Annotated in this window: 10 protein-coding genes; 2 read left to right on the forward strand and 8 right to left on the reverse strand. The window is 61.1% G+C overall.

From position 1 onward, the window contains the following. The first annotated feature begins 79 nt into the window (after nt 1–79). Together phoR and AD666_RS06380 are read left to right on the forward strand one after the other, a co-directional pair. Nucleotides 80–1,366: a phosphate regulon sensor histidine kinase PhoR gene (gene phoR, locus AD666_RS06375; RefSeq protein WP_256222515.1), complete on the forward strand. Its 1,287-nt coding sequence runs from the start codon at nt 80–82 to the stop codon at nt 1,364–1,366. A gap of 114 nt (nt 1,367–1,480) precedes the next feature. Further along, the gene (locus tag AD666_RS06380; RefSeq protein ID WP_053148882.1) at nt 1,481–2,821 is read left to right on the forward strand and encodes a hemolysin family protein; all 1,341 of its coding nucleotides are present in this window, start codon (nt 1,481–1,483) and stop codon (nt 2,819–2,821) included. Between the two features lie 141 nt (nt 2,822–2,962). Here AD666_RS06380 and AD666_RS06385 read toward each other — a convergent pair whose 3' ends face one another. The 8 genes from AD666_RS06385 to AD666_RS06420 form a co-directional block, all read right to left on the reverse strand. Further along, entirely contained in the window at nt 2,963–3,859 is an 897-nt protein-coding gene (locus AD666_RS06385; RefSeq protein ID WP_053148884.1) for a M23 family metallopeptidase, read from the reverse strand. 219 nt (nt 3,860–4,078) lie between these two features. Further along, nucleotides 4,079–5,044: a response regulator gene (locus tag AD666_RS06390; RefSeq protein ID WP_053148887.1), complete on the reverse strand. Its 966-nt coding sequence runs from the start codon at nt 5,042–5,044 to the stop codon at nt 4,079–4,081. 169 nt (nt 5,045–5,213) lie between these two features. Next, nucleotides 5,214–5,975, reverse strand: coding sequence for a phosphate signaling complex protein PhoU (phoU, locus tag AD666_RS06395; protein WP_053148890.1), 762 nt, complete (start codon nt 5,973–5,975; stop codon nt 5,214–5,216). A gap of 109 nt (nt 5,976–6,084) precedes the next feature. Beyond that, complete coding sequence (pstB, locus tag AD666_RS06400) at nt 6,085–6,918, reverse strand: phosphate ABC transporter ATP-binding protein PstB (RefSeq protein WP_053148894.1); 834 nt, start codon at nt 6,916–6,918, stop codon at nt 6,085–6,087. A 136-nt stretch (nt 6,919–7,054) separates the two neighbouring features. Beyond that, entirely contained in the window at nt 7,055–8,725 is a 1,671-nt protein-coding gene (gene pstA / locus AD666_RS06405) for a phosphate ABC transporter permease PstA (protein ID WP_053148897.1), read from the reverse strand. 15 nt (nt 8,726–8,740) lie between these two features. Beyond that, nucleotides 8,741–10,774 carry an ABC transporter permease subunit gene (locus tag AD666_RS06410; protein ID WP_172679603.1) on the reverse strand — a complete coding sequence of 678 codons (2,034 nt, stop codon included), beginning with the start codon at nt 10,772–10,774 and terminating at the stop codon, nt 8,741–8,743. 405 nt (nt 10,775–11,179) lie between these two features. Further along, nucleotides 11,180–12,178: a phosphate ABC transporter substrate-binding protein PstS gene (locus tag AD666_RS06415; RefSeq protein WP_053148904.1), complete on the reverse strand. Its 999-nt coding sequence runs from the start codon at nt 12,176–12,178 to the stop codon at nt 11,180–11,182. Nucleotides 12,179–12,417: 239 nt separating this feature from the next. Continuing rightward, nucleotides 12,418–13,716, reverse strand: a complete 1,299-nt coding sequence (locus tag AD666_RS06420; RefSeq protein ID WP_053148907.1) for an MFS transporter — start codon at nt 13,714–13,716, stop codon at nt 12,418–12,420. Nucleotides 13,717–14,059: the final 343 nt, after the last annotated feature.

The following is a 14,059-nucleotide window of genomic DNA, read 5'->3' on the forward strand; positions in this document are numbered from 1 at the left end:
CGAGCCCTTACCGCCCGACAAGCTGACAAGGACGCACCTTCAATTGAATCAAAACTGGCATGGCACCCTGATTCGCCACATGTTGTTGCTGGTGACCGGCTGTCTGGTGATCGGCCTGATCAGCGGTTATTACGGCTGGAGCCTGGCTGCGGGCCTGGGGCTTTACCTGGCCTGGACCCTGAAACAATTGTTGCGCCTGCATGAATGGCTGCGCCTGCACCAACCCGACGAAGCCCCACCCGACGGCTATGGCTTGTGGGGCGAGGTCTTCGACAGCATTTATCACTTGCAACGACGCGACCAACGCGTTCGCGGCCGCTTGCAAGCGGTGATCGACCGGGTCCAGGAGTCCACCGCGGCGCTGAAAGACGCGGTGATCATGCTCGACAGCGAGGGCAACCTGGAGTGGTGGAACCGCGCTGCCGAAACCCTGCTGGGCCTCAAAACCCCTCAGGACAGCGGACAGCCAGTGACCAACCTGGTACGCCACCCACGCTTCAAGGAATACTTCGAGCAGGCCAATTATGCCGAGCCGCTGGAAATCCCCTCGCCCACCAACGACCGGCTGCGCATCCAGCTGTACATCACCCGCTACGGCAACAACGAGCACCTGATGCTGGTGCGGGACGTGACGCGCATCCATCAGCTGGAACAGATGCGCAAGGACTTCATTGCCAACGTGTCCCACGAACTGCGCACCCCGTTGACGGTGATCTGCGGTTACCTGGAAACCCTGCTCGACAACGTCGAGGAAGTGAACCCGCGCTGGAGCCGCGCCCTGCAACAGATGCAGCAGCAAGGCGGACGCATGCAGACACTGCTCAATGACTTGCTGTTGCTGGCGAAGCTGGAGGCGACCGATTACCCGTCGGACAATCAGCCAGTGGCCATTGACGATCTGCTGCAAATCATCAGCGAAGATGCCCGGGAGTTGTCCGGTCCCAAGCAACAGACCATCACCCTGGAAGCCGACCCGACAGTCCAGCTCAAGGGCAGCGAAGCAGAACTGCGCAGCGCGTTTTCCAACCTGGTGTTCAACGCGGTGAAATACACGCCGGAGCAAGGCCGGATCCACATCCGCTGGTGGGGCGACGCGCAGGGCGCGCACCTGAGCGTGCAGGATTCGGGCATCGGCATCGACAGCAAACACCTGCCGCGCCTGACCGAACGCTTCTACCGCGTCGACTCCAGCCGCAACTCCAATACCGGCGGCACGGGACTGGGCCTGGCCATCGTCAAACACGTGCTGTTGCGTCATCGCGCACGCATGGAAATCAGCAGCGTGCCCGGCCATGGCAGTACGTTCACCTGCCATTTCGCACCGGCGCAGGTGGTGCGTGCGCGGCTCGCCAACCCCGCCGATTGAGCCGCCCCCCTAGGCAATCGCCGAGTCAGCCGCTACATTGGCTGACTCGCGCCTGCTTTTCCAGGCACTCTGTTTTCACCCCTTAAGCACACATGGAACCCGCAAAACCCCATCATGGACCCTTCCCCTGGCTTGTCCCTCGTCACACTCTTCGCCGAATTCGGCATGATCCTTTTTGCTTTTGTCCTGGTCCTGCTCAACGGCTTTTTCGTTGCGGCGGAGTTCGCCATGGTCAAGCTGCGTTCGACCCGGGTCGAAGCCATCGCCGATCAGAACGGCTGGCGCGGGCATATCCTGCGCACGGTTCACAGTCAGCTCGACGCTTACCTGTCTGCTTGCCAATTGGGCATCACCCTCGCCTCCCTGGGCCTGGGCTGGGTGGGTGAACCCGCGTTCGCCCACCTTCTCGAACCGCTGCTGGGCGCGGTCGGCGTCCAGTCGCCGGAAGTGATCAGGGCCGTTTCGTTCTTCACCGCGTTCTTCATCATTTCCTACCTGCACATCGTGGTCGGTGAGCTGGCGCCCAAATCCTGGGCCATCCGCAAACCCGAGCTGTTGTCGCTGTGGACGGCGGTGCCGCTGTACCTGTTCTACTGGCTGATGTACCCGGCGATCTACCTGCTCAATGCCAGCGCCAACGCCATCCTGCGTATCGCCGGCCAGGGCGAGCCGGGCCCTCATCACGAGCACCATTACAGCCGTGAAGAATTGAAACTGATCCTGCACTCCAGCCGGGGCCAGGATCCGAGCGACCAAGGCATGCGCGTGCTGGCCTCGGCCGTGGAAATGGGCGAGCTGGAAGTGGTGGATTGGGCCAATTCCCGGGAAGACCTGGTGACGCTGGAATTCAACGCGCCCCTCAAGGAAATCCTGGCGATGTTCCGCCGTCACAAATTCAGCCGCTACCCGGTGTACGACAGCGAGCGCCAGGAATTCGTAGGCCTGCTGCACATCAAGGACCTGCTGCTGGAACTGGCGGCCCTGGACCACATTCCCGAGTCGTTCAACCTGGCCGAGCTGACCCGGCCCCTGGAGCGCGTGTCGCGACACATGCCGCTGTCGCATCTGCTGGAGCAGTTCCGCAAGGGTGGTTCGCACTTCGCCGTGGTGGAAGAGGCCGACGGTAACATCATCGGCTACCTGACCATGGAAGACGTGCTGGAAGTGCTGGTGGGCGATATCCAGGACGAGCACCGCAAGGCCGAGCGCGGCATCCTGGCCTATCAGCCGGGCAAGTTGCTGGTACGCGGGGACACGCCGCTGTTCAAGGTCGAGCGCCTGTTGGGGATCGACCTGGACCACATCGAGGCCGAAACATTGGCGGGATTGGTCTACGAAACCCTTAATCGGGTGCCGGAAGAGGAAGAAGTGCTGGAGGTCGAAGGCCTGCGGATCATCATCAAAAAGATGAAAGGACCGAAGATCATTCTGGCGAAGGTGTTGATGGTCGATTGAGTCGTTGACTCAGGATTGGCGTCGGTCCCATCGCGAGCAGGCTCGCTCCCACAGGGGCCTGCGGTGAACACGAATCTGATGTCCACGGAAGATCAACTGTGAGAGCGAGCCTGCTCGCGATGACGTCGCCCGAACGCCCCGTCACTGCTTGCCCACCGCAAAGTTGGGCAACTCCCCTACCGGCTGGTCGAACTGGTAGGGAATCGACACCAGCCCCAACCCGGTATTGCGCTGCACCACGAAGTGCAGGTGTGGGCCGGTGCTGTTGCCGGTGTTGCCCGACAACGCCAGCGGCGTGCCCACCACCACCCGTTGGCCTTCCCGTACGCTCACCGAGCCTTTCTGCAGGTGCAGGTACACGCCCATGGTCCCGTCGTCGTGCAGTATCCGCACGAAGTTGCCCGAGGGGTCGTCGCCTCGGCCGGTCTGCTGGTTTTCCGTCTTGATCACCACACCGCCCCGCGCCGCGATGATCGGCGTGCCTTCGGGCATGGCGATGTCCATCGCGTAGCGGCTTTTCGGGCCGTAATGGCTGTACTGACCATTGGCGCCCTGGCTCAGGCGAAACGGCCCGCCACGCCACGGTAACGGATAGCGGTAGGCTTGCGCCGTACCGGCGGGGTCGCCCAGGGAATACTCGAACCTGGGGGTGTATACCAGCGGCTTTCCGGGCTGCGAGGCCGTGAGCAGCGCCAGGCGCAGGTTGCTGCGCGCCGGCAGGACCCGCCGAATCGGCCGGCTCGGCGCCCCGCTCACATTGCTCAACCCGGTGAAACTCAACTCGATCTCCACCGGCGCGTACAAATCGTTGCGCACGAACACCGCATCGGCGCCTTTCTGCTTCTTGATATCGAGAAACACCTGACGCTCCAGGTGCTCGACCATGCGATCACGGAACACGAAGACCTGGGCCCCCTTGCTGGGACGATCGCTATAGGAAACGACGCCATTGGCATCGGTGGACTTGTAGATTGTCATGCCCGCGGCCGAGGTGGAGGCCAGGACAAGACCACAGGCGAACAACAAGGGCACGAGCATGAGGTAAGGATTCTGTCGAAAAATGAAGGCCTGCACAGCAGACTAGCAGCTGGGATGGACCAGCGTATTCGACGGATGTTTCAAATCGGCAAGGTATTGGCGCTGAATTCGCTGGCCTCTTCGCGAGCAAGCCCGCTCTCACACAGGATCTCAAGTGTTTGGAAGATCGAATGTGGGAGCGGGCTTGCTCGCGAAGACGGACTCAAGAGCGCCGCTGAATCAAGCGCCCGGTACGAAGTGCTTCTGCGCCGTGCCGCGGGCGATCAGGCGGGAGATGTAGTCGAGTTTCTGCGGGTCTTTGTCGACGAAACGGAAGGTCAGTTGCAGCCATTCACTGTCCGGCGTCTGCTCGTGGGCGACGATGGCGTGCAAGTAGCCGTTGAGGCGTGCGGTTTCGGCGTTGTCGCCCTGCTCCATGTCCAGCACGGAGCTTTCAAGCACCTGCGGCAGGGTGTCGGTGCGTTTGACCACCAGCAGCGCTTCCTTGAGGCTCAGGGCCTTGATCACGCATTGCTGGGTGCCGCTGGACAGGCGCAACTGGCCCTGGCCACGGTTGCCGGCCGGTGCGGAGGCGGCGGGCGCCTTGACAGGCGGGCTGTTGAGCAAGCCACGGGCCGGGGCGGCCGCTGGGGCTGGAGCGGCCGCAGCAGCGGTAGGGGCTGCGGCGGCTGGTCTGGCGGCGGCTGGTACAGGCGCGGCGGCGGCCACCGGAGCGGCCTTGCCACCCGTCAGAGCACTGAGGGAGTCATTGGCAAACGCCGAATTCATCTTGGTCGGGGCGCTGTTCATCAGGGTGTCGAGCTTGCCGACCTTGTGCAGGGCCTGCTTGACCTTGGTCAGCAGTTGTTCGTTGGTGAAGGGCTTGCTGACGTAGCCGGAAACGCCGGCCTGGATCGCCTGGACCACGTTCTCCTTGTCGCCACGGCTGGTGACCATCACGAACGGCATGCCCTTGAGGTTGTCCTGCTGACGGCACCAGGTCAGCAGTTCCAGGCCGGACATTTCCGGCATCTCCCAATCGCACAGCACCAGGTCGAATGCCTCGCGAGCCAGCAGTGCCTGGGCTTTCTTGCCGTTCACCGCGTCTTCGATACGCACGCCCGGGAAGTAGTTGCGCAGGCACTTCTTCACCAGGTCACGAATGAACGAAGCATCGTCCACGACCAACACACTGACCTTACTCATCCAGATACACCTCTAAAAAATCCCGGCAAGCATACCGCTTTTACTGATGGCATATTGCCAAAAACCGTCAGTCACGCCGGGACTTTTCGTTCGCGGGGTGCTGCTTTCGATTAAAAAGGCCTGCAAAAAAAAGCCCGACCAGAAGGCCGGGCGCTTTTCTTGGGCAATCTTACTTATCGTCAGATTCACCCGGAACATTAGCGGTTTCGGACGGGGTGCCCTCAACTTCTTCCTTCATTCGTTTGAGCCCCATGTGCCGCACATCGGTGCCACGCACGAGATAGATCACAAGTTCGGAGATGTTGCGCGCATGATCGCCAATACGCTCCAGGGAACGCAGCACCCAGATGATGCTGAGCACCCGAGAGATCGAACGCGGGTCTTCCATCATGTAGGTCGCCAGCTCACGAAGCGCTGTCTTGTATTCACGGTCGATGATCTTGTCGTACTGCGCTACCGACAAGGCCAGGTCGGCATCGAAGCGGGCGAAGGCGTCCAGGGCGTCACGTACCATGTTACGCACCTGGTCACCGATGTGACGAACCTCGACGTAACCGCGCGGCGCTTCGCCTTCTTCGCACAATTGGATGGCGCGACGAGCGATCTTGGTGGCTTCGTCGCCGATCCGCTCAAGATCGATCACCGATTTGGAGATGCTGATGATCAGGCGCAGGTCGGAAGCCGCTGGTTGCCGACGGGCCAGAATGCGCAAGCATTCTTCATCGATGTTGCGCTCCATCTGATTGATCTGGTCGTCGATCTCGCGAACCTGCTGGGCCAGACCGGAATCGGCCTCGATCAGCGCTGTCACCGCGTCGTTGACCTGCTTTTCCACCAGCCCGCCCATGGCCAGCAGATGGCTACGCACTTCTTCCAGCTCGGCGTTGAACTGGGCGGAAATGTGGTGAGTAAGGCCTTCCTTCGAAATCATCTTGTTCGCTCCGCGAAAGTTGCAAGCTTCAAGCTGCAAGCTTCAAGCAGTTAAATGTTGATTCTGTATCGCATCTGCCGCTTGAGGCTGCGGCTTGCAGCGGCCTCGACTAGCCATAACGACCGGTGATGTAGTCTTCGGTCTGCTTCTTGGCTGGATTGGTGAACAGCGTATCGGTGTCGCCGAATTCCACCAGTTTGCCCATGTACATGAACGCGGTGTAGTCGGAAACCCGTGCCGCCTGCTGCATGTTGTGGGTCACGATGACGATGGTGAACTTGGACTTGAGCTCGTAGATCAGCTCTTCGACCTTCAGCGTCGAGATCGGGTCCAGGGCCGAGCAAGGTTCGTCGAGCAACAGGACTTCCGGTTCCACGGCGATGGTACGGGCGATCACCAGGCGCTGCTGCTGACCACCGGACAGGCCCAGGGCCGAGTCATGCAGGCGATCCTTGACCTCATCCCACAATGCCGCGCCCTTGAGGGCCCACTCCACGGCCTCGTCGAGAATGCGCTTCTTGTTGATGCCCTGGATGCGCAAGCCGTAGACCACGTTCTCGTAGATGGTTTTCGGGAACGGGTTGGGCTTCTGGAACACCATGCCCACGCGACGGCGCAGCTCGGCCACGTCCTCACCCTTGCGATAGATATTGTTGCCGTAGAGGTTGATCTCGCCTTCGACGCGGCAACCGTCCACCAGGTCGTTCATGCGGTTGAAGGTGCGCAGCAAGGTGGACTTGCCGCAGCCCGACGGGCCGATGAACGCGGTCACGCGTTGTTTCGGGATGTTCAGGCTGACGTCGTACAGCGCCTGCTTTTGACCATAGAACAGATTCAGGCCGGGTACTTCGATGGCAACGGTTTCGTCTGCCAGGTTCAGGCTCTGCTTGTCGCGGCCCAGGGCCGACATGTTGATACCGTGTGTATGTGCTTCGTGTTGCATGGGAGGCTCCCTGTGCTAACAAATTCGGTTCGGTTGTGTGGGAGCGAGCCTGCTCGCGATCCAGGCGACTCGGTTTGGCTGTGCACCGAGGTGATGCCATCGCGAGCAGGCTCGCTCCCACAGAAAATCAGTGAAATCAGCTATCGAGTGCTTTGTATTTTTCCCGCAGATGGTTACGGATCCACACTGCCGACAAGTTCAATATGGCAATCACCAGCACCAACAGCAGGGCTGTGGCGTAGACCAGTGGCCGCGCCGCTTCGACGTTCGGGCTCTGGAAGCCCACGTCATAGATGTGGAAGCCCAGGTGCATGATCTTCTGATCCAGGTGAATGTAGGGGTAGTTGCCATCCAGCGGCAGCGACGGCGCCAGTTTCACCACACCCACCAACATCAACGGTGCCACTTCACCGGCGGCGCGGGCGACGGCGAGGATCATGCCCGTCATCATCGCCGGGCTCGCCATCGGCAGCACGATCTTCCACAGGGTTTCGGCCTTGGTCGCACCGAGGGCCAGGGAGCCTTCGCGCACGGTCCGTGGGATCCGCGCCAGGCCTTCTTCGGTGGCGACGATCACCACCGGCACTGCCAGCAACGCCAAGGTCAGGGACGCCCAGAGCAGGCCTGGGGTGCCGAAGGTCGGCGCCGGCAGGGCTTCCGGGAAGAACAGACGGTCGACCGAGCCACCCAGCACATAGACGAAGAAGCCCAGGCCGAACACGCCGTAGACAATGGCCGGTACACCGGCCAGGTTGTTCACCGCGATGCGGATCAGGCGGGTCATCGGGCCCTGGCGGGCGTATTCGCGAAGGTAAACCGCCGCCAGCACGCCGAACGGGGTCACGATCATCGCCATGATCAGGGTCATCATCACCGTACCGAAGATCGCCGGGAAGATCCCGCCTTCGGTGTTGGCTTCACGCGGGTCGTCGCTGAGGAATTCCCAGACCTTGCTGAAATAGAAACCCAGCTTAGTAAAGGTACCCATGGCGTTCGGCTGGAAAGCATGCACCACCTTGCCGATTTCGATCTCCACTTCCTTGCCGTTGGCATCGCGGGCAGTCAGGCTGTCGCGGTTGAACTGCGCGTGCAGGTCGGCCAGGCGCGTTTCGATTTCCTTGTACCGCGCGTCGAGCTCGGCGCGTTCACTGGCGAGGTCGGCCTGGGCGGCGGCGTCGAGCTTGCCGTCCAGTTCCAGCTTGCGACCATGCAGACGGATGCGCTCCAAACCGGCGTTGATCGCGCCGATGTCGCTTTTTTCCAGGGTCTTGAGCTCGGCGGCGAGCTGATTGACCCGCGCAATGCGCGCCTGCAACTGCGGCCAGGCGGCCTCGCCTTCGGCCACGACCTTGCCTTGTTCCTTGACGTTGACCAGGTAACCATAGAAGTTACCCCATTCACGGCGCTCAAGCGCCATCAGCTCCGGTGGTGTGGTCTGGTTGGTCAGCCAGTCGCCGACGATCCAGGTGAAGTCAGTGCCGTTCAGGTCCCGGTTGCCAACCTTGATCAGCTCACGGGTCATGAACTCGGGGCCCTCATCAGGCACCGGCAAGCCAGCGCTTTTCAGGCGCTCGCGGGGCACTTCTTCTTTCTGCACCACTTCGCCGACCACCAGGTGCGCGGGCATGCCCGGAACGTTGTAGTTGGCGTGGATAAGGTCCGCCGGCCAGAAATGACCCAGGCCGCGCACGGCAATCACCGCCAGCAGGCCAATGGTCATGATGACCGCGATGGACACCGCGCCACCGCTGATCCAGACGCCGGGGGCGCCGCTCTTGAACCATCCTTTCAGGGAGTGCTGTTTCACAGACTTCTACCTTTCTTAAAGCGACGAATATTTCTTGCGCAGACGCTGACGGATCAGCTCGGCGAGGGTGTTCATGATGAAGGTGAACAACAGCAGCACCAGCGCCGACAGGAACAGCACGCGGTAATGGCTGCCGCCGACTTCCGATTCCGGCATCTCCACCGCCACGTTGGCCGCCAGGGTGCGCAGGCCTTCGAACAGGTTCATTTCCATGACCGGCGTGTTGCCGGTGGCCATCAGCACGATCATGGTCTCGCCCACCGCACGGCCCATGCCGATCATCAGCGCCGAGAAAATGCCCGGGCTGGCGGTGAGGATCACCACGCGGGTCATGGTCTGCCACGGGGTGGCACCCAGGGCCAGGGAGCCCAGGGTCAGGCCACGGGGGACACTGAACACGGCGTCTTCGGCGATGGAGTAGATGTTCGGGATGACTGCAAAGCCCATCGCCAGGCCGACCACGAGGGCGTTGCGCTGGTCGTAGGTGATGCCCAGGTCATGGGAGATCCACATGCGCATGTCGCCGCCGAAGAACCAGGCTTCCATGTACGGACTCATGTACAGCGAGAGCCAGCCCACGAAGATGATCACCGGGATCAGCAGCGCGCTTTCCCAGCCGTCCGGCACTTTCAGGCGAATCGACTCGGGCAGGCGGCTGAAGGTGAAGCCGGCCACCAGGATGCCGATGGGCAGCAACATCAACAGACTGAAGATACCCGGCAGATGCCCTTCGACGTACGGCGCCAGGAACAGGCCGGCGAAGAAGCCGAGAATCACCGTTGGCATCGCTTCCATCAACTCGATCACCGGTTTGACCTTGCGGCGCATACCCGGGGCCATGAAGTAAGCGGTGTAGATCGCGGCGGCAACGGCCAGCGGCGCGGCCAGCAGCATTGCGTAGAACGCGGCCTTGAGCGTACCGAAGGTCAGCGGCGAAAGGCTCAGCTTGGGCTCGAAGTCGGTGTTGGCGGCGGTCGATTGCCAAACGTACTTAGGCTCGTCGTAGTTCTCGTACCAGACCTTGCTCCACAGCGCGCTCCAGGACACTTCCGGGTGCGGGTTGTCCAGCGTCAACGGTTGCAGCTTGCCGCCCTGCTCCACGATCAGCCGGTTGGCCCGTGGTGACATGCCGAACACGCCTTGTCCGTCCACCACCTGATCCACCAGCAAGGTGCGGTGGGCAGTGCTGTGGAACACACCGAGCTTGCCAGCCGCGTCGAGAGCGACGAAGCCCTTGCGGCGTTCCTCGGCAGTGATTTCGACGATGGGTGTGTTGCCCATCTGGAAGGAGCGGATCTGCTTCAGGCGCTGCTCGCCATCCGCATCGCGGGCCATGAACCACTGGGACAGCCCACCCTTGGAGTCACCCATGATCAGCGAGATCCCGCCCACCAATTGGGTGGCAGCGGTGATCTGGGCATCGGCGTTTTCCAGCAGTTTGTAACGACCGTTGAGACTCTTGTCCCGCAGGCTGAACACGTCGGCCTGGGCCCGGCCGTTGACCACGTACAGCCACTGCTGGCGCGGGTCGACGAAGATGTTTTTCACCGGTTCGGTCATCTGCGGCAGCTCGATGCGGGTCTGCTCGCTGGTGACTTCACCGGTCATCATGTTTTCTTCACTGGTGACCGACAACACATGCAGCTGTGCGCCGCTGGAACCGGCGATCAGCAGCGTCGAATCGGTGGCGTTGAGGCTGACATGCTCCAGGGGCGCACCCTGCTCATTCAACGCGATCGGCGTTTCGCCATAGGGGTACTCAACGGCCGGGGTGATGGTTTTCTTGCCGTCCGGGTAGCTGACCTTATAGGTATGACGGAACACCAGGGCCTGACCATTGGACAGGCCGATCGCCACTAGCGGGCTGCCGGGCTGGTCTTCACCAATGGACGTCACGCTGGCACCGGCCGGAAGCGGCAGGTCGACACGGCGCAGTTCCGCACCGCCGTCGATGTTGTAGAACAGTGCCTGGCCCTTGTCGGATACCCGCATGGCGACCTGGTTCTGCTCTTCGATGGAGATCATCAACGGCTTGCCGGCGTCTTGCATCCAGGCCGGGGTGATCGAATCCTTGGAAGTCAGCTCCGCGCCCTGGAACAGGGGCATCACCACGTAGCCAAGGAAGAAGAAAATCAACGTAATGGCCGCCAGAACGGCCAGACCACCGACCAAAACGTACCAGCGGGTCAGGCGATCCTTGAGCGCACGGAGATGGCGCTTGCGTTGAAGCTCAGGCGTATTGAAATCAATGCGCTTGGGAGGGGAAGTCGTAGTCATGGTGGAATTGGCCAGATCATTCATGCGCACACCCTAGCGATCCTGTATGACAGAAAGATGACAATGCAGTGACGCAACAAATCCGCCGCCCGTGGGTACCGGCAGCGGAGAGGAATTTGGACTGTGGGGGCCAACCCTGCCCCCACAGCAATCCGGGCACTGGCCCGGACTCAGAGATTACTTCTTGGCGACGTTGCCGCCTTCCGACAGACCCAGGTCAGCCAGTGCCTTGGCGGCAACCTTGGCAGGTACCGGGATGTAGCCGTCCTTGACCACGACTTCCTGGCCTTGCTTGGACAGGATCAGCTTCACGAACTCGGCTTCCAGCGGAGCCAGAGGCTTGTTCGGTGCCTTGTTGACGTAGACGTAGAGGAAACGCGACAGCGGGTATTTGCCGTTCAGGGCGTTTTCTTCGGTGTCCTCGATGAACTCGCCACCTTCTTTCTTGGCCAGGGCAACGGTTTTCACGCTGGCGGTCTTGTAGCCAATGCCCGAATAGCCGATGCCGTTAAGCGAGCTGCTGATCGATTGCACAACCGAAGCCGAACCAGGTTGTTCGTTGACGTTTGGCTTGTAGTCGCCTTTGCACAGGGCTTCTTCCTTGAAGTAGCCATAGGTGCCGGATACCGAGTTACGACCGAACAACTGGACCGGCTTGTTGGCCAGGTCACCGGTCACACCCAGGTCGCCCCAGGTCTTGACGTCAGCCTTGGCACCGCACAGGCGGGTGGACGAGAAGATGGCATCGACCTGAGCCATGGTCAGATGCTTGATCGGGTTGTCCTTGTGCACGAATACCGCCAGGGCGTCCACGGCCACCGGAATAGCGGTAGGCTTGTAGCCGTATTTCTGCTCGAAGGCCTGCAGTTCGTTGTCCTTCATCTTGCGGCTCATCGGGCCCAGGTTGGCGGTGCCTTCGGTGAGTGCGGGCGGCGCGGTGGAGGAACCGGCGGCTTGGATCTGGATGTTTACGTTCGGGTATTCTTTCTTGTAGTTCTCGGCCCACAAGGTCATCAGGTTGGCCAGGGTATCGGAGCCGACGCTGGAGAGGTTGCCCGACACACCAGTGGTCTTGGTGTAGCTCGGGATCGCAGGGTCAACAGCGGCAACCGCGTTGGCAGTCGCAACGCCAGCAGCGACAAACGTCATTGCCGCCATCAAACGCTTCAGTTTCATGCCTTACTCCTAGCAGATAGGGTGTGTTAAGTCGGCCAAGTATCAGCAAGCCGTGTGAACACTCTATGGCTGAAATATGACAATTGGATGAAAGGCCAGTATTGAGTTTTGCAGGCTGATTCGCGGTGCCCCCCAATCGCGAGCAGGCGCGCTCCCACAGGGTTTGGCGGTGCGCACAGAACCAGTGTGGGAGCGAGCCTGCTCGCGATGAGGCCGGTGAAGCCGATGAAGACCCGGCTCTAGCGCCCCTTCTTCCAGAGATAAGCGCCCACCACTATCCCCATCCCGCACAGCGCCGCCACGTAATACGCCGGCCCCATCGAGCTTTCCTTGAGCAGCAGGCTGACAATCATCGGCGTCAGGCCGCCAAAGATCGCGTAGGCGACGTTGTAGGAGAACGACAGGCCGCTGAATCGCACGACCGGCGGGAAGGCCTTGACCATGACATACGGAACCGCGCCGATGGTACCCACCAACAGACCGGTCAGGGCATACAGGGGGAAGAGCCAGTCGGGATGGTCGGCCAGACTGTGGTAGAAGGTCCAGGAGCTGGCCAGCAGCGCGGCGCTACCGAACACGAAGACGCGGCCCGCGCCGAAACGATCCGCCAGGGCGCCGGCCAGGATGCAGCCTACGCTCAGCAGCACAATCGCCACGCTGTTGGATTGCAACGCCGTGGTCGGTGCGAAGTGATAAACCGTCTGCAGAACGGTGGGGGTCATCAGGATCAACACCACGATGGCGGCGGACAACAACCAGGTCAGCAGCATTGAAATAATGATGGCCCCCCGGTGATCGCGCAGCACGGCGCGCAACGGCACTTCTTCAGCCAGGGCCTTGCGCAGTTGCAGTTCGGCGAACACCGGGGTTTCGTGCAGCCACTGGCGCAGGTACACCGAGAAGAGGCCGAACACGCCGCCCAACAGGAACGGAATGCGCCAAGCGTACTCCGCCACTTCCACGGGCGTATAAAGGCTGTTGATGGCGGTGGCCACCAGCGACCCCAGCAGGATCCCCGCCGTCAGGCCGGAAGTGAGGGTACCGCAGGCATAGCCGATATGGCGTGCCGGAACGTGTTCGGAAACGAATACCCAGGCACCCGGCACTTCACCGCCGATGGCAGCCCCCTGGATCACCCGCATCAACAGCAGCAGGATCGGTGCCCACATGCCGATCTGCGCATAAGTGGGCAACAGACCCATGATCAGGGTGGGCACGGCCATCATGAAGATGCTCAGCGTGAACATCTTCTTGCGCCCCAGCAGGTCGCCGAAGTGCGCCATGATGATTCCGCCCAGCGGCCTCGCCAGGTAACCGGCGGCGAAAATGCCGAACGTTTGCATCAGGCGCAGCCACTCGGGCATTTCGGCGGGAAAGAACAATTTGCCGACCACGGTGGCAAAAAACACGAAAATGATGAAATCGTAGAACTCCAGCGCACCGCCCAGGGCGGAAAGCGAGAGGGTCTTGTAGTCGTTGCGTGTAAGCGGACGGGCGGGTTGCGCGGGGGTTGCCGTGCTCGAAGGCGCAGTGGTCATGGCGGGGGCTTCTCTTATAGTCGGTTCTGCAACCCGTCAATACGGGTTGGAGCGGTTCGGCACGATAGCAAATTGTTCGAAAAAGCACATAGAGGTGCATTATTGATAGTCGAAATCGGAACCGGGTGGTCGTCTCGACGCCTATCGCCCGATATACTCCCAGGCTTGCGACACTCTGTAAGGGGTTGCTGTGCGAAAACGTCGTTGGGGGCGTCATGAAGAACCAGCCGGTTTCGCAGAGTATCCCTTTGGCACGCCTTTACGAAAAACGTGACGAACGCAGGTTCGGGCTGAATCGTTTTTTACAAAGACGGCTATTCACCTGAAGTACACGACAGAGTTA

It is taken from the genome of Pseudomonas sp. Pf153 (assembly GCF_001269775.1).
Taxonomy (GTDB): domain Bacteria; phylum Pseudomonadota; class Gammaproteobacteria; order Pseudomonadales; family Pseudomonadaceae; genus Aquipseudomonas; species Aquipseudomonas uvaldensis.

What these genes read in the sequence shown, in the direction of transcription:
- AD666_RS06390 (WP_053148887.1), bottom strand. Translation starts at nt 5,044, where the DNA reads ATGAGTAAGGTCAGTGTGTTGGTCGTGGACGATGCTTCGTTCATTCGT.
- AD666_RS06415 (WP_053148904.1), bottom strand. Translation starts at nt 12,178, where the DNA reads ATGAAACTGAAGCGTTTGATGGCGGCAATGACGTTTGTCGCTGCTGGC.
- phoU (WP_053148890.1), bottom strand. Translation starts at nt 5,975, where the DNA reads ATGATTTCGAAGGAAGGCCTTACTCACCACATTTCCGCCCAGTTCAAC.
- pstB (WP_053148894.1), bottom strand. Translation starts at nt 6,918, where the DNA reads ATGCAACACGAAGCACATACACACGGTATCAACATGTCGGCCCTGGGC.
- AD666_RS06380 (WP_053148882.1), top strand. Translation starts at nt 1,481, where the DNA reads ATGGACCCTTCCCCTGGCTTGTCCCTCGTCACACTCTTCGCCGAATTC.
- AD666_RS06385 (WP_053148884.1), bottom strand. Translation starts at nt 3,859, where the DNA reads ATGCTCGTGCCCTTGTTGTTCGCCTGTGGTCTTGTCCTGGCCTCCACC.
- AD666_RS06420 (WP_053148907.1), bottom strand. Translation starts at nt 13,716, where the DNA reads ATGACCACTGCGCCTTCGAGCACGGCAACCCCCGCGCAACCCGCCCGT.
- phoR (WP_256222515.1), top strand. Translation starts at nt 80, where the DNA reads ATGTTGTTGCTGGTGACCGGCTGTCTGGTGATCGGCCTGATCAGCGGT.
- AD666_RS06410 (WP_172679603.1), bottom strand. Translation starts at nt 10,774, where the DNA reads ATGCAAGACGCCGGCAAGCCGTTGATGATCTCCATCGAAGAGCAGAAC.